We start from the raw sequence: 19,534 nt of genomic DNA, 5'->3' as shown, positions 1-19,534 counted from the left end.
GTGACCGTACGCAGGCCCGCCGGGCACGGTCGAGATCCGCGCCCGGCGGCAGCATGTGCACGCTCAGCCCCGGTTCGCGTACGCCTCCAGCTCGGCGAGCTGCCGCGGGTCCAGCGACGGCCGCACCACCTGGCGCGCCGCCTCGAACTGCGCGGCGGTCACCTCGGTGGAGTCCAGCGAGGCCCGCATGGCCGTGAGGGCGGCCTCGCGGACGAGCGCGGCGCAGTCGGCCGCCGAGTAGCCCTCGAGCGCGGCGCCGAGCGCGTCGAGGTCCACGTCCTCGGCGAGCGGCGTCGCCTTCGAGGCGGCGCGCAGCACCGCCGCGCGGGCCTCGGCGTCGGGCGGGGGCACGTAGATCTGGCGCTCGAGCCGGCCGGGCCGCAGCAGGGCCGGGTCGATCAGCTCCGGCCGGTTGGTGGCGCCGAGGACCACGACGTCGCGCAGCGGGGTCGCGCCGTCCAGTTCGGTGAGCAGGGCGGCGACGACCCGGTCGGCCACCCCGGCGTCCGACGACCCGCCGCGCCGCGGTGCGAGCGCGTCGACCTCGTCGAGGAACACCAGCGCGGGCGCGGCGTCGGCCGCGCGCCGGAACAGCTCGCGCACGGCCCGCTCGGACTCGCCCACGTACTTGTCGAGCAGCTCGGCGCCCTTCACGACGAACACGTTGAGCTGCCCCGTGCCGGCCAGCGCGCGCATGAGGAACGTCTTGCCGCCGCCGGGCGGGCCGTAGAGCAGCACCCCGCGGGGCGGGTCGACGCCGAGGCGCGCGAAGGAGTCGGGGTAGGTCAGCGGCCAGAGCACGGTCTCGGTGAGCGCCTGCTTGGTCTCGACCATGTCGCCGACGTCGTCGAGCGTGAGCCCGCCGGAGTGCAGCGTCTGCGAGCCCGACGAGGTCAGCGACACCGGCCGCACCGAGGTCACGGCGCCGAGGAGGTCGTCCTGTCCGAGCTCCAGGTCGTCCCCGCCGCGCAGCGCCGCCCGCACCGCCGCCTCCCGGCGCAGCGCCACGAGGTCGGCCGCGACGAAGCCCGGCGTCCGGAGCCCGACGGCGCCGAGGTCGACGTCGGCGGCCAGCGGCACCTCCCGCAGGAGCACGCGGAGCAGCTCGGCGCGCTCGCGGTCACCGGGAGCGGGCAGGCCGAGCTCGCGGTCGACGAGGTCGGGGGCCCGCAGCCGCGGGTCGACCGACTCGCCGCCCTGCGCGGTCGCCACCAGCGCCACCCCGTCGGCGATCACCGACCGCAGCTCGTCGAGGACCACCGTCGCCAGCGGCGGCGGGTCGGAGGCGGGCAGGAGCGTCTCGACGTCGGGTACCAGCAGCACGGTCGGGCCGTCCGCCGCGCGGGCCCGGGAGCAGGCCGACCGCACCCGTTCGGCCGCCGCCCCCGCCTCGAGGGCCGCGGCCGCCGGCGCGTCGAGCACGACGACGCCGACCTCGGCCTCCGCCGCGACCGCGCGGACGAACGTCGTGCGCCCGACCCCCTCGGGGCCGGTCACGAGCACCCCGAGCCGGGCGGCGGCGCCGAGGCGGGTCAGCAGCTCCGGGCGCGTGAAGACGAGGTCCAGCCACTCCCGCAGCCGTCGGGCGGGGTCCTGCTGGCCGACGAGGTCGGTCACGGCGACGGTCGGCTCCGCCGGAGCGGCAGGCGCTGCCGGGGCCGCCCGGGCCGCCGGAGCGGTGGACGCGGCCGCCGGGGTCCCGGCGGAGGCGGCGGTCAGCCCGGGGCCCGGGGCGGCGGGGCCGGTGGCGCGCGGCGCGGCGGCGAAGAAGCCCGACGGCGCGAAGTCCGACCGGTCCTCGGGCCGGGCGCGGGCGCCGGTGCGCGGGCCGTCCTGCCAGCCGACGACGGTGCTCGGGGCGACCACGAAGGCGTCCGGGCCCGCGGGTTCGACGTCGACGACCGTGACCAGCTCGGTGGTCCACGTGGTACCGAGCTCCCGCGCCAGGCGGGTCCGGGTGCCGACCGCGTCGGCCCCGGGGACCGGGGCGAGGTCCTGCGGGAGCAGCGAGACGGTGTCGCCGGCGCTGAGCACCTTGCCCGTCAGCGCCAGGCGCAGCGTCTCCGGCGCGACGGCCCCGGCCGCCAGCCGCGACCCGGACAGCGTGATCGTCCGGGCCGCGCTCACGGTCACCGGCTCCACCGCGACCGGGCTGCCGGCCACGATCCCCGCGTTGACCATCGCGGTCTCGTCGAGCGTCGCGGTGCCGGGAGCGGTCATCCCGACGGCGGGTGCGGCCAGGGCGACCGTCGGGCGGGTGCCGACGAGGCGCACGGCGTCCCACGCGGCGAGCCCCAGGGCGGAGAAGACCTCGCCGTGCAGCCGGACGACGCCGCGGCGCGCGTCCACGGCCGACGTCGAGAGCTGGGCGGTGAGGGTGACCTGCGGGGTCACGACTTGTCCTGCCGACGGCGACGCAGCCCGAGCCGCTGCGGGCCCGGACGGTCGCGGTTGATCGTGCGGCGCCCGGCCCGGGCCGCCGCACCCGCGACGCGCCGCGGCAGCGGGCGGCGCGGCGGCAGCAGTCCGAGGCGGCGGTGGGCGCGGCGCACGGCGCGCCGCTGGCGTGGTGGCACGTGCCAGACCTCCGGGTGCCGGTCGAGCCAGCGGTACCGGTAGACCGCGTACGGGATGTGGGCCAGGTAGGCCAGGATCGCGACCGGGTAGAGCAGGAACGGCACCGCGACGATCGCCGCCGCGACCAGCGCGACCAGCACCAGTGCCGGCGCGATCGCCGTCGGGGGCACCCGGACGCTCTTGAGCGAGGCGGTCGGGATCCGCGAGATCATCAGCGCGGCGGAGAGCACCGTCCAGATCGCGACCGTGACCGGCGCCGACCACCACCCCGGGCCCAGCAGCAACTCGGTGGCGAGCGGGGTCAGGGCCACGAGGGCCCCGGCCGGGGCGGGCACGCCGACGAAGAACTCCCCGGCGAACGGCTTGGCCTCGGCGTCGTCGGCGAGCGTGTTGAAGCGGGCGAGGCGCAGTGCGGCGGACACGACGAGCACGAGCGCGACGACCCAGCCGATGCGCAGGTCGTGCAGCGACCACAGGAAGAGGATCAGCGCGGGGGAGACGCCGAAGGAGATGCAGTCCGACAGCGAGTCCAGCTCCGCGCCGATCCGGCTGGAGGCGTCGAGCAGCCGGGCGAGGCGGCCGTCGAGGGCGTCGAAGACCCCGGCGAGCGCGATGGCGGCGATCGCGGCGACCTCGTTGCCGGCGAGCATGAACTGCACGCCCGACAGGCCCGAACAGAGCGCGAGGACCGTGACGGCGTTGGGCAGCAGGCGGACGCCGGGGGCGGTGCGGACGTTCGGGCCGGTCGTGGCGGGCACTAGGGCTCCTGCCCGAGCTCCGCGAGCACCGTCTCCGCGCCCACCGTGCGCTGGCCGACGTGCACGCCGATCTCGGCGCCGGGCGGGAGCAGGAGGTCGACCCGCGAGCCGAACCGGATGAGCCCGTAGGTCTCGCCGGCGACCACCTCGTCGCCCGGCCGCGCGTCGCACACGATCCGGCGTGCCACGAGGCCCGCGATCTGGACGACGGCGAGGTCGCGGCCCGCGGTGTCGCGGACCCAGACCGAGGTCCGCGAGTTGGCCTCGCTCGCCTCGGGCAGGTCGGCGGAGACGAAGGTGCCCGGACGGTGCTCGACCGCGAGGACCTGGCCGTCCACGGGCATGCGCTGGACGTGCACGTCGTAGACCGAGAGGAAGGCGCTGACCCGCGGGCGCGGCCCGGACGGGAACCCCTTCGCGACGAGCTCGGGCGGGGCCTCGGCGTCCCCGATGACGCTGACCGTGCCGTCGGCGGGTGCGACGGCGATGTCGGCGCGCTGCGGGGTCGTTCGGTGCGGGGCGCGGAAGAAGGCGGCGACGGCCGCCGTCGTCAGGACGGCGCCGAGGGTGCCGCGCCCGCGGGCGGCGCGGAGCGCGAGGGCGCCGGCGGCGACGGCGCCGATGACCGGCGCGCCGCCCGGGTGCAGCGGCGGCATCGTCTCGCGGACGAGGTCGACCGCGTGGAGGACCGGGTTGCGGCGCGGCGCGGGGAGCTTCTCCCGGGCGGTCGCCGCGGGGTCGCCGGGTGCGGGGGAGCGATCGGGCACGGTCAACCTTCGCGTCGACGACGGGTGCTGAATCGAATCTATCGGCACACACCGGGTGGGGCCGGGGCCGCCATCCCCCGAGACGGCGACCCCGGCGAGAACCGCTCGTCCGCTCCCCAGCGACAAGCGGTTGGTCGACGTCGATCGCGTTGGCGGACACCGCGATCGGCCATCGGGCTACCCGGGGTGAACTCGTCCGGTGCCGGCACCATGAGAGTTCTCACACATGGTGCCTGATCTTCCGGGTCGCGCCAAACCGATTTCGCGCCGATGGCCCAAGCGGACCACTCGAACGGCGGCTTCCGCCCTGGTCGACGCCCCGGGACCGGTTCAGTCCGACGGCGCGCCGTCAGCTCTCCAGGAGCCAGACCTCGACCTCGCTGCCGACGGCCACCTCGGTGACGTCCTCGCCCACCACGAGCAGGCAGTCCGCCTGCGCGAGCGCGGCGAGCAGGTGCGAGCCCGCCCCGCCGACGGGCGCGACGGTGCCGGCCACGGCGTCCAGGCGACCGCGGCGGAACTGCCGGCGCCCCGCGGGCGAGCGGAGCTCCTCGGCCGTCCGCGCCCGGACCCGGGCCCGGTCGGGGTGCGGGTGCCCGGCGGCGCGGCGCAGCGCCGGCCGCACGAACACCTCGAACGAGACCAGCGAGCTCACCGGGTTGCCGGGCAGGGTCACCACGGCGACGCGGCCGTCGTAGCGGCCCGCCCCCTGCGGCATCCCGGGCTGCATGGCGACCTTGGTGAACGCGATCCCGCGCGTGGTGAACGCGTCCTTGACCACCTCGTAGGCGCCCGCGCTCACGCCGCCCGAGGTGATGACGAGGTCCGTGGGCTCGGCGAGGGCCGCGTCGAGCGTCGTCAGGAACTCCTCGACGTCGTCGGGCACGAAGCGCAGGAGCCGGGCCTCGCCGCCCGCGTCCTCGACGGCCGCGGCCAGCATCGGGCCGTTCGACTCGTGGATCTGCCCGTGGCGCAGCGGCTCGCCGGGCGCGACGAGTTCGGAGCCGGTCGAGAGCACGAGCACGCGTGGGCGCCGGTGGACGGTCAGCTCGGGCGCCCCGACCGCGGCCGCGAGGCCGATCTGCGCCGCGCCGAGCACGGTGCCCGCGGTGAGGACGACCTGGCCGGCCGTGACGTCGTCGCCCGCGCGGCGCACGCTCTGCCCGGCGTCGACGCCGCGCTCGATCGTCACGGTGGCGCCCGGCAGCCCGCCGTCGGTCCACTCCACCTGCACCACGGCGTCGGCGCCCTCGGGGACGGCCGCGCCGGTCATGATCCGGTGGGCGGTGCCGGGGGCCAGGAGCGGGCCGTCGACGCGCCCCGCCGGCACGTCCTCGGGCACGGGCAGCGTCACCGGGGTCGTCGCGAGGTCGGCGGCAAGCACCGCGTAGCCGTCCATCGCGGAGTTGTCGAAGGGCGGCAGCGACACGGGGGACGTCAGGTCCGCGGCGAGGACGCGACCCCGGGCGGCCGCGAGCGGCACCGTCTCCGTCCCGGTGGGGGCGATCAGCTCCGCGACCGCGGCGGCGTGCGCCTCGACGGGCCGCATCGCCGCGGGGTCGCCGTGATCGTGCCCATGTCCGTGCCCATGACCGTGCGCGTCGCTCACGGCTCGACATCGTGCCCCGCCCGCGCCGACCTGGGGCGACGGGGGAGCGCGATCGGCCCCGCCGGGTGCGGCGCGGCCTCTACCCTCGTCGCCGTGACCCGGAGCGACCCTGCTGACGAGGCGGCGGAGCCGCCGCGCGGGACGCCGGCCACCGAGGACCTGACCGGGTCCGCGCTCGGCCGCTACCGGGTCGAGGGCGTCATCGGGCGCGGGGGCATGAGCACCGTGTACCGGGCCACGGACACGCGGCTCGGCCGGGTCGTCGCACTCAAGGTGATCGACCCGGCGCTCGCCGGGGACGAGGAGTTCCGCGAGCGCTTCCGCGACGAGGCGCGCAACACCTCGGCGGTCGACCACCCGCACGTGGTGCCGCTCTACGACGTGGACAGCGTGGACGACCGGCTCTACATCGCGATGCGCTTCATCGAGGGCCCCGACCTCGCCACGCTCGTCGGCGGCCGGCCGCTCGCCCCGGAGCGGGCGCTGCGCCTGCTCGACCAGGTCGCCGACGCCCTCGACGCGGTGCACGCCCACGGGCTGGTGCACCTCGACGTCAAGCCGGCCAACGTCCTCGTCGGCCACGCGGCCGGCGCGGGCAGCCGCGAGCTCGCCTACCTCGCCGACTTCGGCCTCACCCACCGCGGCGCCACCGGCCACCGCACCCGCGGCGGCGACTTCCTCGGGTCCCCGACGTTCGCCGCCCCGGAGCACCTGCGCGGCGAGCCGGTCGACGCCCGCACGGACCTCTACTCGCTCGCCTGCGTGCTCTACACCTGCCTGACCGGCCACGCGCCCTACCGCGGCTCGGTCACCGAGGTGATCGACGCCCATCTCGCCGGCGACGTGCCGACCGCGTCGGCCGGGACCGCGTTCGGCCCGGACGTCGACGCGCTGCTCCGCCGGGCGCTCTCGGTCGACCCGGCCCGGCGCCCCGCGAGCGCCCGGGACCTCATGACCGCGGCCCGCGCCGCCCTCGCGGGTCGGCCCCCCGTCCGGCGTGAGGGGAACCCTGGTGCCACGAGAGCGCTCGGATCCTCCCCTCACGCCGGCCCGGTCCCCGCCCGTCAGTCGCCCGCGGCGCCGCGCCGGGCTGCACCTCCGACGAACGCACCCCGCCCGGCCGCGGCACGACCCGTCGTCGGGAACGGGGTGCCGGTGCGGGCCCCGCTGCCGCCGCGCACGGGACCGCCCCCGCAGCGGACGCAGGCGCCCGCGTCGCCCACCGACCTCGGGGCGTTCGGCGGCGGCCGCGCGCCCGGACGGCCGGTGGTGGCCCTGCTGGTGGGCGGGGGCGCGGTGGCGCTGCTGATCGTCGTGCTGGTCCTGCTGCTCGCCTGACCCGCCGCCCCGGGTCGCTTGCACTCACCCCACCCGAGTGCCAGACTCGGTGCTGGCACTCGGTAGTGTCGAGTGCCAGGTCGGGACGGTGAGATCGGCGTAATGGAGCTGATCGTCCGTCGCGGGCACCGCCTGGCCGAGCACACGTGTCTCTCATCGGAGGACCACCCAGCATGGCCAAGATGATCGCGTTCGACGAGGAGGCCCGTCGCGGCCTCGAGCGGGGCATGAACAGCCTCGCGGACGCCGTCAAGGTGACCCTCGGCCCGCGCGGCCGGAACGTCGTCCTGGAGAAGAAGTGGGGCGCCCCCACGATCACCAACGACGGCGTCTCGATCGCGAAGGAGATCGAGCTCGAGGACCCGTGGGAGAAGATCGGGGCCGAGCTCGTCAAGGAGGTCGCGAAGAAGACCGACGACGTCGCGGGTGACGGCACCACCACCGCGACCGTCCTCGCGCAGGCGCTGGTCCGCGAGGGCCTCCGCAACGTCGCCGCCGGCGCGAACCCGATGGCCCTCAAGAAGGGCATCGAGAAGGCCACCGAGGCCGTCTCCCAGGCGCTCCTGAAGTCCGCCAAGGAGGTCGAGACCAAGGAGCAGATCGCGGCCACGGCCTCGATCTCGGCCGCCGACGCGCAGATCGGCGAGCTCATCGCCGAGGCGATGGACAAGGTCGGCAAGGAAGGCGTCATCACCGTCGAGGAGTCGCAGACCTTCGGGCTCGAGCTCGAGCTCACCGAGGGCATGCGCTTCGACAAGGGCTACATCTCGCCCTACTTCGTCACCGACCAGGACCGGATGGAGGCGGAGCTGGACGACCCCTACGTCCTGCTCATGTCCTCGAAGATCTCGTCGGTGAAGGACCTCCTCCCGCTGCTGGAGAAGGTCATGCAGTCCGGCAAGCCGCTCGCGATCATCTCCGAGGACGTCGAGGGCGAGGCCCTGGCCACGCTCGTCGTCAACAAGATCCGCGGGACGTTCAAGTCGGTCGCCGTCAAGGCCCCCGGCTTCGGTGACCGCCGCAAGGCGATGCTCGCCGACATGGCGATCCTGACCGGCGGTGAGGTCATCTCCGAGGAGGTCGGCCTCAAGCTCGAGTCGGCGGACCTCTCGCTGCTCGGCCGCGCCCGCAAGGTCACGGTCTCCAAGGACGAGACCACCATCGTCGACGGTGCCGGCGACGCCGAGCAGATCGCGGGTCGCGTGACCCAGATCCGCTCGGAGATCGAGCGCTCGGACTCCGACTACGACCGCGAGAAGCTCCAGGAGCGCCTCGCCAAGCTGGCCGGCGGCGTCGCGGTCATCCGCGCCGGTGCGGCCACCGAGGTGGAGCTCAAGGAGCGGAAGCACCGCATCGAGGACGCGGTCCGCAACGCCAAGGCCGCGGTCGAGGAGGGCATCGTCGCCGGCGGCGGCGTCGCCCTGCTGCAGGCCTCGACCGGCGACGTCTTCTCCGGCCTCGGGCTGGACGGGGACGAGGCCACCGGCGCCAACATCGTGCGCACCGCGCTCGAGGCGCCGCTGAAGCAGATCGCGCACAACGCCGGCCTCGAGCCCGGCGTCGTGGCCGAGAAGGTCCGTGGCCTGAACACCGGTGAGGGCCTCGACGCCGCCACCGGCGAGTACAAGGACCTGATCAAGGCCGGCATCATCGACCCGGCCAAGGTCACCCGCTCGGCGCTGCAGAACGCCGCGTCGATCGCCGCGCTGTTCCTCACCACCGAGGCCGTCGTGGCCGACAAGCCCGAGAAGGCGGGCGCCGGTGCCGGCGCCGACCCGACGGGCGGCATGGGCGGCATGGACTTCTAGTCCACCTGCTCGTTCCTGACGACGGGCCGTACCCCCTGCGGGGGTGCGGCCCGTTCGTCGTTCCTGCGCCTCTTCCGGGGTGGCAGGAAAGCGTCGTTGCTGTCACCCAGTGGCAGGGACGGCCCGTCCTCGATCAGGCCCCGGCCGCTCGCGTCTCGACCGCGTCCCGCCACAGCTCCCGCAGCACCGCTGCGCTGACGGCCCAGCGCTCCGCGCCGACGCGGGCGGCCAGCTCGTCCTCTCGCCGCGCGAGCGCCGCCCGCAACGCCCGCTCGACCCGGTCCCCGGCCTCCGTCCGCCGCACGACCCGGGCCCGGCGGTCCGCGGGATCGGGGACCACCTCGACCAGTCCGCCGTCCTCCAGGGGGCGCAGCGTCTGCGCCAGCGCCTGCTTGGTCAGCCCGCTGACCTCGACCAGGCGCGCCACCCGGGTGCCGTCCGGGGGCAGGGCCGAGAGCAGCCGAAAGTGCCGGGCGCCGAGGCCCGGGGCGTGCTCCGCCGCGACCTCGTACACCGTGCGGCGGAGGTCGAGGAGCAGCTGCTCGAGGAGCCCCGGGAGCGGCGGTTCGACAAGCTCGTTGACGATGACGTCCCCTCCCGGCACACTCGTCGGATTCCGACAAGGAGCTTGACCATACCGGGAGCGTGATCATGACGCCGTCGTTGCCGGGCGGAATCCCGCCGAGCGGGCTCGCGGACGGTCTGGGTCGGCTGCTCGGACGGCGGGTCGTCGACGTCGCGGTGCAGGCCGTCGGGTGCATCGCCCACGTGGCCACCGCCCCGACCACGGCCGGGCTGCACCGGGTGTCCGTCCTGGCCCGCACCGCCGACGGCGAGCGCGTGCCGGTCGGGGTGGTCGCCAAGGTCCTCCGGCCGGCCCGCTTCGGTCTCCCGCCGCAGATGCCGGACGACGCGCGGGACCACCTGGACCGGGTCATCCCGTGGCGTCTCGAGGCGGAGGTCGTCACGACCGTGCCGCCGGACCGGTTCCCGCCGGGGCTGCGGCTCCCCGCGCCCGTGGCGCTGACGGAGCGCGACGAGGAGATCGTGCTGTGGCAGGAGGAGGTGGAGGTGGCCGACCGGCCGTGGACCGCCGAGGACGTCGTCCGCGCGGCCGGTCTGCTCGGTCGCCTCGCCGCCCGCCGGGCGCGCGACGTGGTGCCGTGGACCGGGCCCTCCTTCGTCCGCTCGTTCCTCGACGACGCCGTCCGCTCGTGGGCGGCCCCGCTGCTCCTGGCGCCGGGGGCCTGGGAGCACCCGGAGTTCGCCGCCGCGGTCGAGCGGGGGCTCGAGGAGCCGGTGCGCGCCCTCCTCGACGACCTCGCCACCGACGACGCGCCCGGTGTCGCCCCCTGGGCCACCGTCCCCGTCCTGCCCGCGCACGGCGATCCGACGCCGGACAACCTGCTGCGTCCCGCGGCCGACCCCGGGTCCTTCGTCGCGATCGACTGGGCGAGCGCCACGAGCGCACCCGTCGGCTGGGACGTGGTCCCGCTCGTCCTCGGTCGCGCCGAGGCAGGGCGTGCGTCCGCCGCGGAGGCGGTCGCCGTCCTGCCCCGGGCGCTGGACGCGTACGCCGACGGCCTGGCGGCCGAGGGGTACGAGATCGACCGCGCGGTGCTCACCGCCGCGGTCCGGGCCCTCACGCGGATGCGCTACGGCGTCACGGTGCTGCCGCTGGACGCCCTGATCGGGGGCCGGACCCGGACGAGCGCGCGGAGTGCGCAGGCCGACCTGGTGGCCGCGGTGCTGGCCCTCTGACCTCTCCTGCCCCGGGCGTCTTCCGCTGACTGCGACCTGCACTGGTCGAACCGGGACGAATCACCTACCGTGCGTGCCCGACGAACCACCGTGAGGGAGCGCGCATGAGCCAGGTGACGGACCCGGCGTCGACCGAGCGTCACAAGCTGCCGGTGCGGACGCTCGTCGCGGCCAGCATCGGCAACGCCGTCGAGTGGTTCGACTGGACGATCTACGCGACCTTCGCGGTCTACTTCTCGTCCCAGTTCTTCGACAAGTCGAATCCGACGCTGGCGCTGATCGGCACGACGTCGACCTACGCGCTCGCGTTCTTCTTCCGCCCGCTCGGTGGAGTGCTGCTCGGGCGTCTCGCCGACCTGCGCGGCCGCAAGTTCGCGATGCTCGTGACGATCCTGCTGATGGCAGGCGGTTCGCTCCTGATCGCCGTGCTCCCGACCTACGCCGCCGTCGGCTGGCTCGCGCCGATCCTGCTGCTGCTCGCCCGGATCGCGCAGGGCCTCTCGCTGGGCGGCGAGGTGTCCAACGCCAGCGCGTACCTCGCCGAGATCGCGCCGCCGAACCGCCGCGGCCGGTACTCGAGCTTCTTCTACATCTCCACGGGCGTCGCGCTGCTCGCCGCGTCGCTGCTCGGGCTGCTGCTGACCTCCACGCTCAGCCGCCCCGACCTCGAGTCCTACGGGTGGCGCATCGCGTTCGTGGTCGGCGGCGTCCTCGGCCTCGTCGGGCTCTGGCTGCGCCGCAGCCTCACCGAGACCGAGCAGTTCGAGGAGAACGTCGAGAAGGCCAAGGCCACGAAGAACCCGCTGCTGCGGACGCTGACCCACTACCCGCGGTCGGTCCTGCAGCTCTTCGGCTTCACGCTGCTCTCGACGCTCTGCTACTACACGTTCTTCAGCGCCCTCACCCCGTACGCGGTGCAGTTCCGCGACGCCGCCGGCAGCGACGTCTTCCTCGCGCTGTCCATCGGCACGGTCGTGTTCATCGCGCTGCAGTACCCGATGGGCGCCTGCGCCGACCGGTTCGGGCGCAAGCCGCAGATGCTGGTGTGGTCGGCCGCGTTCGCCGTCCTGACCGTGCCGCTGAGCCTGCTCATCACCGACCGGCCGCCCCTGGTGAACCTCATCATCGTGTTCTCGGTGGGGCTGGGGCTCTACGCGGTGTTCTCCTCGATCGCGCCGGCGATCATGAGCGAGATCTTCCCGACCGAGCTCCGCGCCCTCGGCATCGGCGCCTGGTACAACCTGACGGTCGCCCTGTTCGGCGGCACCGCGCCGCTGCTCATCGCGGCGTTCTCCGGCGCGGGTCAGCCGCAGCTGTTCTTCTGGTACGTCACCGGGGGCGCCGTCGTGGCGTTCGTGATCATCCTGACGCTGCCCGAGACGAAGGGCCGCGTGCTCGACTGACCCGGCCCGACGTCGGGAAAATAGTTCCCGGCCTGCTCAGGGGACTCTCAGCGGATCCCGGCATCCTGGACACATGGAAGGCCTGCGGATCCTGCTGAACCTGGTGTGGCTCGTGCTGGCCGGGGTGTGGATGGCGATCGGCTACGTGATCGCCGGGATCATCTGCTGCGTGCTGATCGTGACGATCCCGTGGGGGATCGCCTCGTTCCGCATCGCACTGTTCACCCTGTGGCCGTTCGGGCAGCGCCTCGAACGTCGGCCCGACCACGGGATCGGGTCGACCCTCGGCAACGTCGTCTGGTTCGTCGTCGCGGGCTGGTGGCTCGCGATCGGGCACGTGGTCACCGCGATCGCGCTGGCCGTGACGATCATCGGCATCCCGTTCGCCTGGGCGAACCTGAAGCTCATCCCGGTGTCGCTCACGCCGCTCGGCCGCCGGATCGTCGACGTGGACGACCCGCGGACCTTCGGGGTGGGGCCGACGACGGCCACCACCCCGATCTCGAGCGCCCGTCGCGAGGTGCCCTGGTACGGGCGCTAGGCGCGCTCAGTCCGCGTCGACCTCCGGGACGGGCGGACCGAGGATGTCGTCGGCGTCGACGATCCGGTACGCGTAGCCCTGCTCGGCGAGGAAGCGCTGCCGGTGGGCGGCGTAGTCCGCGTCCACCGAGTCGCGCGAGACGACCGAGTAGAAGTGGGCCTGCCGGCCGTCGGCCTTGGGGCGCAGCAGCCGGCCGAGGCGCTGGGCCTCCTCCTGGCGGGACCCGAACGTCCCCGAGATCTGCACCGCGACCGAGGCCTCGGGCAGGTCGATGGAGAAGTTCGCGACCTTCGAGACGACGAGCCGCGGCAGCTCCCCGCGCCGGAACGCGTCGAAGAGCTTCTCCCGCTCCTTGTTCGTCGTCGAGCCCTGGATCACCGGGCAGTCGAGCGCCCGACCCATCTCCTCGAGCTGGTCGATGTAGGCACCGATGACCAGCGCGGGCTCGTCGGGGTGGCGCTCCAGGATCGAGCGGACGACCGGGATCTTGGTCCGCGCGCAGGCGCACATGCGGTAGCGCTCGTCGGCCTCCGAGGTGGCGTAGACGATCCGCTCGTTCTCGGTCATCGTCACGCGGACCTCGACGCAGTCCGCGGGCGCGACCCAGCCCTGCGACTCGATGTCCTTCCACGGCGCGTCGTAGCGCTTCGGGCCGATGAGGGAGAAGACGTCGCCCTCCCGGTTGTCCTCGCGGACCAGGGTGGCGGTGAGTCCGAGCCGGCGGCGGGACTGCAGGTCGGAGGTCATCCGGAAGACGGGCGCGGGCAGCAGGTGCACCTCGTCGTAGATGATCAGACCCCAGTCGCGCTCGTCGAAGAGCTCGAGCGCCCGGTGCACGCCCTTGGTCTTGCGGGTCATCACCTGGTAGGTCGCGATCGTGACCGGGCGGATCTCCTTGCGCTCGCCCGAGTACTCGCCGATCTCGTCCTCGGTCAGCGAGGTGCGGGCGACCAGCTCCCGCTTCCACTGCCGACCCGCGACCGTGTTGGTCACCAGGATCAGCGTGGTCGCCTTGGCCTTCGCCATCGCGGCCGCGCCGACCAGCGTCTTCCCGGCCCCGCAGGGCAGGACGACGACGCCGGAGCCGCCGGCCCAGAAGCCCTCGACGGCCGCGGCCTGGTAGTCGCGCAGCTCCCAGTCGGCCTGCTCGAGCTCGATCGGGTGCGCCTCGCCGTCGACGTAGCCCGCGAGGTCCTCGGCGGGCCAGCCGACCTTGAGCAGGATCTGCTTGAGCAGCCCACGCTGCGAGGGGTGCACGACGATCGTGTCGTCGTCGATGCGCTCGCCGAGCAGCGGCGCGATCTTCTTGTTGCGCATCACCTCCTCGAGCACGGCCCGGTCGAACGACACCATGACGAGGCCGTGCGCGGGGTGGTTGGTCAGCTGCAGCCGCCCGTAGCGCCCCATGGTCTCGACGACGTCCATGAGGAGGTTCTGCGGCACGGCGAAGCGCGAGTGGCTGACGAGGGCGTCGACGACCTGCTCGGCGTCGTGGCCCGCCGCGCGGGCGTTCCACAGCGCGAGCGGCGTGACGCGGTAGGTGTGCACGTGCTCCGGCGCGCGCTCGAGCTCGGCGAACGGCGCGATGGCGGTCCGCGCCGCCGCGGCGTTCTCGTGATCGACCTCGAGCAGCAGCGTCTTGTCGGACTGGACGATCAGCGGTCCGGTCCCGGGGGTGCTCACGGCGTCCGGCCTCCAGGGTCTCGCGGGTTCTCGACGACTCCTCGTCGGACTCCATTGTCCTCGCCCTGCCGACGATCTCCCGTGCGATCCCGCACGAGGGGCGTGACCTGCCACATCCCGTGATCGGAGCCGCTCGGAGGGGGTGCCCGCAGAACGGGGAGATGATCTCGTCGGGGGCCCGGTCTACACTCCGACGTCACCGACACCTGCTCCGAGGAGTGACACACCACCCGACGGGGCCGTCACGTCCGCACACCCGCGTCCGTGCCCGGCCGCTCTGCCCACTGCCCCCGGTCCGGGGCGCACCGGTCCGCCGTGGCGGGCCCAGGTGGCCGCTCCGACCCCGTAGCAACGGAACCGACCATGCGATCCACAGACGCGCGGAGTGCACGGTGCGTGCACCTCTGCTCGCCGACCGGGGTGACCCCGTCACTCACGGAGCGCCGTGGTGTCCGGTCCGTCGGCAGTGTAGCCCATGAACAACTACACAGGGTGCAGCAGGCGTCCGTTCGAGGGGGCGTGTCCGTGACAGGCGACCGACCGACCGGTGCAAGGGGAAGGACCAGCGCGTGACCGCTCCCGTCCGTCGAACCGACGCGCGAGGCGAGGCTCGTGGCGGTGTCACCGACGCGCAGGCCCGCCCGCCCCTGGGTGAGCGGCTCGCCCTGCGCAACTGGAGCCTGCCGGTCAAGCTCGCGGCCGTCCTGCTGGTCCCCACCCTGTTCGTCATCACCCTCGGCGTGCTGCGCATCGTCGAGCAGACCGAGAAGGCCCGTTCGTACGACGGCGTCCAGCAGGCGGTGGCGCTCGAGAGCAACAACGCGCGGCTGCTCGGCGCGCTCGACGCCGAGCGCCGCGCGGCGGCCGTGCTCCTGTCCACCAACCGCGCCGGCGGGTTCGCCCCGGTGCAGGAGGCGGCGGACGCGACGAACGACCAGCTGGCCCGGCTGCGCAGCGCCTACGGGTCGGCGGACTCGGTCGACGACCAGACCCGCTCGGCCTACCGCGACGCGTTCTCCGCGGTCGAGGGCCTCGACCGCGTCCGCGACGACGTGCGCGGCGGCGCGGTCGACCCGGCGGGGGCGATCTCCCGGTACACCGACGCGACGTCGGCGGTGCTCACCTTCGACGAGTCGCTGACCCGCGAGGCCGCCGACCCGTCCATCGCGGGGCTCTCCACCGGTCTCTACGCCCTGTCCGTCGTGCGTGAGCAGGACGCCTACGTCCAGGCCGTGGTCGCGGCCGCGATCGCGGGCGGACGGATCGACGCGCCGTCGATCGACCAGGCGCGCAACGCGACGCTGCGCCGGTCGATCGCGGTCGACGAGTTCCGCAGCGCGGTCGGCACCGACAACGCCGGCCTCGCCGACGCCCTGGTCGGGCCCGACGTCGACCAGCGCGACCGGTTGGCGCAGGTCGTGCTCGGCCGCGGCAGCGCCGGGCTGCCCCTGCAGGTCTCCGCCCAGGACTGGGACGCCGCGTCCACCGCCGTCCAGCAGAAGGTCACCGGCGTGTCCGACCAGCTGCGCGAGCGGCTGCAGACGAACGCGACCGCGCTGCAGGACGGCGCACGCAACGCGGCCGGTGTCGCCTCGGTGGTGCTGCTGCTCGCGCTCATGGCGGGCGCCGCGGTCGTCTTCTTCGTCACGCGCTCGCTGCTGCGCCCGCTGCGCCTGCTGCGCCGCACCGCGCTCGACGTCGCGGAGCGGCGCCTGCCCGACGCGGTGCGCAGCCTGCGCGAGGGCGAGGCCCCGGACACCGACGTGAGCCGGACGCCGATCGAGACGCGCGAGGAGATCGGGCAGGTCGCCCGCGCGTTCGACCAGGTGCACGAGCAGGCGGTGCGCCTCGCCGCCGAGCAGGCCGGTCTCCGGTCGGCCTACAACAGCATCTTCGTCAACCTCTCCCGGCGTTCGCAGGCGCTCGTCGAGCGCCAGCTGCGCCTGATCGAGCAGCTGGAGAACAAGGAGGAGGACCCGGAGGCCCTCGGCGACCTGTTCCAGCTCGACCACCTCGCGACCCGCATGCGGCGGAACTCGGAGAACCTCCTGGTCCTCTCCGGGACCGACCTCGCCCGTCGCGGCGGGCGCCCGGTCCCGCTGGTCGACGTGCTGCGGGCCGCCGCCTCCGAGGTCGAGCAGTACCAGCGCGTCGAGCTCTCGCCGCCGCCGTCGGTGCAGCTGCTCGGCCGCACCGCCGCCGACGTCGTCCACCTCGTCGCCGAGCTGCTGGAGAACGCCACCGCCTTCTCCGCGCCCGAGACCCGCGTCGACGTCGCCGCCCGGCCCGAGCCGGACGGCGCGGTGGTGCTCGAGATCGCCGACAGCGGGGTCGGCATGACCGCCGAGGACCTGGCCGACGCCAACCAGCGGCTCGGCTCCCCGCCCACCGTCGACGTCTCGGCGTCCCGGCGCATGGGGCTGTTCGTGGTCGGTCGCCTGGCCATCCGGCACGGCATCGGCGTCACGCTGCGCACCCGTGACGAGGGCGGCGTCGTCGCCGCCGTGCGCATCCCCGCCTCCGCCGTGCTCTCCGGTGCGCCCGGCAGCCGGCCCGGCAGCGGCCCGTCGACGCGCGCTCTCGGCGGCACCGGCCTCCCCGTGCGGTCGCCGGGCTCCAACCCCATCGGCGGCCAGGTCAACGGGACCGCGCGTCCCGACGCGCCCGGCATCCCGCGGCAGGAGCCGCGGGAGGGCACCACGGATCTCCCGCGTCGCACGGCGGCGCGCGGTACCGCCGCGGCCGGTGCCGCCGGCGCGGCGGCGGGCGCCGGTGCGGCGGCCTTCTTCGCTCCCGGTGGCTCGCCGGAGCAGACGTCGACGGGCTCCGAGACGCCCGCGACGACACCGGCCCCGCCGGAGGCCCCGGAGCCCGAGGCCGCCCCGCAGCGCCGCAACGGCCTGACCGGCGCGCTCGCCGCCGCACTGCCCCGGCGCCCCGTGCGTCCGGGGAGCGCGACGCCGCCGGAGGAGCCGCCCGCGACATCGGTGTCCGGCCCGCAGGCCGACGCGTCCGACGTCGAGGACGACGACGAGGACGACGACGACCGCGTCGCCACGGTGTGGGGCGGTGGCGAGGACGACGGCGTCGCCGTCTGGAGCCAGGGCACCCCGGACGCGGAGGAATCCGCACCGGGTGGTGTCCCGGAGCGCGCCGTCGCCGCGCACGCCTGGCGCGGTGCGGACGGCGAGGCGGAGCAGGACGACACCGCGGCCGACACCGCCGCGGCGACCGAGGACGCCGGGCCCCCCGGGCGGCACGGCCTGCGCCCCGAGCCGGCGACGGCGTGGGCGCCCGACGCCGGGACCCGCGACGGCCGTCCCGCACCGCGCCCCCGCCCGGCGCAGGGCTGGTCGGAGGCGCCCGGAGCAGTGCCCGCGGGTCAGGGTGGTCCGGCCGGCCCCGGTGGCCGCCCGCTCCCGCCGCGGCCGCTGCCGCCGCGCCCGGGTGGCCCGTTCCCCGGGACCCCGGGCGGCCCGCCGCCCGGACCCGGTCCGTGGGGTCCGCCCCGCGACCAGGGGCCGCGCCCGACCGGGTCGGCGCCCGCACCCGCGCCCACGATGTGGAACGGCGCGGAGATCGTGCCCCCGCCCGGCGCGGGGAACCCGGAGAGCCCGGAGAACCGTGACGGCACCGGGCACGACGGTGTCGGCGTGATGGGGGCCGCCCCCACGCAGCCCGCGGTCGCGGACCGGCCGGACGTCGCCGGGACGGAGGACCGCGAGGTCGTCGGGACGTCCGACGCCGCGACCCCGGAGCCCGAGGAGGCCGTCGAGGTCCCCGCACGGTCGGAGGTCGCGGCCCCGGAGGTCGCGTCCGAGGACACCGCGCCGGAGGACAGCGCGTCGGCGGACATCGCGTCCGAGGACATGACGTCCGGGGACATCGCGTCCGAGGACATCGCGTCCGGGGACATCGCGTCCGGGGACATCGCGTCCGGGGACATCGCGTCCGGGGACATCGCGTCCGGGGACACCTCGTCCGACGACGCCGAGTCGGAGGCGCTCCCGTCCCGTCCCAGCCGCCGGTCCCTGCGTCCGCTCGCGCAGCGTCGTGCGGACGGGCCGCTGCTGCGGCCCGGTTCGGCGCCCCGGTTGCGCCCGCGCCCGGCCGACGAGCAGGAGCTCGACGCCCCGGACGAGGTCCCCGCCGCGTCCGCCGAGGAGCTGTTCGCCCCCGGCGACGACACGGCCGCGCCCGCGGCCCCGGCGAGCCCGCCGGTGCCGACCGCGACCGGCGTCACCCACGGCCCGGCCACCGGGTACGCGAACGGCGCCGGCACGAACGGGCACGGCACGAACGGGCACGGCACGAACGGGCACGGCACGAACGGGCACGGCACGAACGGGCACGGGACCAACGGCAGCAACGGCAGCAACGGCACCGGCGCGCTGCCGGTGCGGCCGGTGGCCGAGGGCCTGCCGCGCCGCCCCGCGGCGGTCCTGCCGAACCGCGAGCGCACGCCGATCTTCGACGAGGTCGCGTCGGTCTGGTTCCGCGAGGCCGAGCCGAACGCGCCGGACGCCGTCGACCCCGAGTGGTCGGACACCGGCCGTCCCGGGTTCGACGCGGGGGCGCCGTCGCTCACCGCCGTCGACGCCGGCACCACCGAGTCCGGCCTGCCCCGCCGCCGGCCGCGTGCCCACCTCGTCCCGGGCAGCGCCCGACCTTCGCCGTCCCCGGTCGCGACCGGGGGCAGCGGCGGTCCGGGCGAGACACCCCGCCGCAGCGCGGAGGCGGTCCGCGGCCGGCTGGCCAGCTACCAGCGCGGGGTCGCGGACGGGCGCTCGTCCCGTCCCACCCCGTACCCCGCAGGCGGCGCCGCCGCCGACACCACGAACGCCATCGAGGAGGAGCAGTGACGGCACCCCAGTCGCAGCCCAGCAGGTTCGGCTGGCTGGTCTCCAACTTCGCGGAGCGGGTCCCGGGTGTGGCGCACGCCGTGGTCGTCTCCGCCGACGGGCTCCTGCTGACCGCGTCCAACCGCCTCCCGCGGGATCGGGCCGACCAGCTCGCCGCGGTGGCCTCCGGGCTGGTCAGCCTCACGCAGGGCGCGGCCCGCTGCTTCGAGGCCGGCGAGGTGGTGCAGACGGTGGTCGAGATGGAGCGCGGCATCGTGCTGCTGATGTCCATCAGCGACGGCTCGTGCCTGGCCACGCTCGCCGCGCCGAACTGCGACATCGGCCTCGTGGGCTACGAGATGACGCTGCTCGTCGACCGGGTCGGCCAGCTGTTGACCCCCGAGCTGCGCGCGGAGCTCCAGGGATCGGGGTTCCGGTGAGGTGGCCC

13 protein-coding genes are annotated in these 19,534 nt (G+C 75.2%); 7 read left to right on the top strand and 6 right to left on the bottom strand.

The window, feature by feature from the left end:
• Window positions 1-63 precede the first annotated feature (63 nt).
• From LN037_RS26190 to moeA, 4 genes are all read right to left on the bottom strand, one after another.
• Window positions 64-2,394 (bottom strand): AAA family ATPase, encoded by a 2,331-nt coding sequence (locus LN037_RS26190; RefSeq protein WP_230759033.1) that lies wholly within the window; start codon window positions 2,392-2,394, stop codon window positions 64-66.
• The gene (locus LN037_RS26185) at window positions 2,391-3,335 is read right to left on the bottom strand and encodes a CDP-alcohol phosphatidyltransferase family protein (protein WP_230759031.1); all 945 of its coding nucleotides are present in this window, start codon (window positions 3,333-3,335) and stop codon (window positions 2,391-2,393) included. The genes LN037_RS26190 and LN037_RS26185 overlap by 4 nt, the downstream gene beginning before the upstream one ends.
• Window positions 3,335-4,102 carry a phosphatidylserine decarboxylase gene (locus LN037_RS26180; protein WP_372460539.1) on the bottom strand — a complete coding sequence of 256 codons (768 nt, stop codon included), beginning with the start codon at window positions 4,100-4,102 and terminating at the stop codon, window positions 3,335-3,337. The genes LN037_RS26185 and LN037_RS26180 overlap by 1 nt, the downstream gene beginning before the upstream one ends.
• A 349-nt stretch (window positions 4,103-4,451) precedes the next feature.
• Entirely contained in the window at window positions 4,452-5,651 is a 1,200-nt protein-coding gene (gene moeA / locus LN037_RS26175; protein ID WP_230759088.1) for a molybdopterin molybdotransferase MoeA, read from the bottom strand.
• A 153-nt stretch (window positions 5,652-5,804) separates the two neighbouring features.
• Here moeA and LN037_RS26170 point away from each other — a divergent pair, with 153 nt between their 5' ends.
• Together LN037_RS26170 and groL are read left to right on the top strand one after the other, a co-directional pair.
• A complete protein-coding gene (locus tag LN037_RS26170; RefSeq protein WP_308286194.1) occupies window positions 5,805-7,049 on the top strand; it encodes a serine/threonine-protein kinase in 1,245 nt (414 codons plus the stop codon).
• 173 nt (window positions 7,050-7,222) lie between these two features.
• Window positions 7,223-8,857: a chaperonin GroEL gene (gene groL, locus LN037_RS26165; RefSeq protein ID WP_230759027.1), complete on the top strand. Its 1,635-nt coding sequence runs from the start codon at window positions 7,223-7,225 to the stop codon at window positions 8,855-8,857.
• A 133-nt stretch (window positions 8,858-8,990) separates the two neighbouring features.
• On the opposite strand, the gene LN037_RS26160 is transcribed toward groL, so the two are convergent.
• Window positions 8,991-9,461: a MarR family transcriptional regulator gene (locus LN037_RS26160; RefSeq protein ID WP_230759025.1), complete on the bottom strand. Its 471-nt coding sequence runs from the start codon at window positions 9,459-9,461 to the stop codon at window positions 8,991-8,993.
• A gap of 47 nt (window positions 9,462-9,508) precedes the next feature.
• Here LN037_RS26160 and LN037_RS26155 point away from each other — a divergent pair, with 47 nt between their 5' ends.
• The 3 genes from LN037_RS26155 to LN037_RS26145 all read left to right on the top strand — a co-directional run bounded on the left by LN037_RS26155 (window position 9,509) and on the right by LN037_RS26145 (window position 12,562).
• Window positions 9,509-10,618 carry a serine/threonine-protein kinase gene (locus LN037_RS26155; protein WP_230759024.1) on the top strand — a complete coding sequence of 370 codons (1,110 nt, stop codon included), beginning with the start codon at window positions 9,509-9,511 and terminating at the stop codon, window positions 10,616-10,618.
• A gap of 104 nt (window positions 10,619-10,722) precedes the next feature.
• On the top strand, window positions 10,723-12,021 hold the full coding sequence (locus LN037_RS26150) for an MFS transporter (protein ID WP_230759023.1): 1,299 nt from the start codon (window positions 10,723-10,725) through the stop codon (window positions 12,019-12,021).
• Window positions 12,022-12,103: 82 nt separating this feature from the next.
• Window positions 12,104-12,562 carry a YccF domain-containing protein gene (locus LN037_RS26145; protein WP_230759087.1) on the top strand — a complete coding sequence of 153 codons (459 nt, stop codon included), beginning with the start codon at window positions 12,104-12,106 and terminating at the stop codon, window positions 12,560-12,562.
• Between the two features lie 6 nt (window positions 12,563-12,568).
• On the opposite strand, the gene LN037_RS26140 is transcribed toward LN037_RS26145, so the two are convergent.
• A complete protein-coding gene (locus tag LN037_RS26140) occupies window positions 12,569-14,245 on the bottom strand; it encodes a DNA repair helicase XPB (protein WP_230759022.1) in 1,677 nt (558 codons plus the stop codon).
• Window positions 14,246-14,814: 569 nt separating this feature from the next.
• Here LN037_RS26140 and LN037_RS26135 point away from each other — a divergent pair.
• Both LN037_RS26135 and LN037_RS26130 read left to right on the top strand, forming a co-directional pair.
• A complete protein-coding gene (locus LN037_RS26135; RefSeq protein ID WP_230759021.1) occupies window positions 14,815-19,107 on the top strand; it encodes a sensor histidine kinase in 4,293 nt (1,430 codons plus the stop codon).
• Entirely contained in the window at window positions 19,104-19,526 is a 423-nt protein-coding gene (locus tag LN037_RS26130; protein ID WP_018332375.1) for a roadblock/LC7 domain-containing protein, read from the top strand. The genes LN037_RS26135 and LN037_RS26130 overlap by 4 nt, the downstream gene beginning before the upstream one ends.
• Window positions 19,527-19,534 lie beyond the last annotated feature (8 nt).

The sequence above is a fragment of the Actinomycetospora soli genome (assembly GCF_021026295.1).
Lineage (GTDB): Bacteria > Actinomycetota > Actinomycetes > Mycobacteriales > Pseudonocardiaceae > Actinomycetospora > Actinomycetospora soli.
This window is presented reverse-complemented; position numbering and strand designations above follow the sequence as displayed.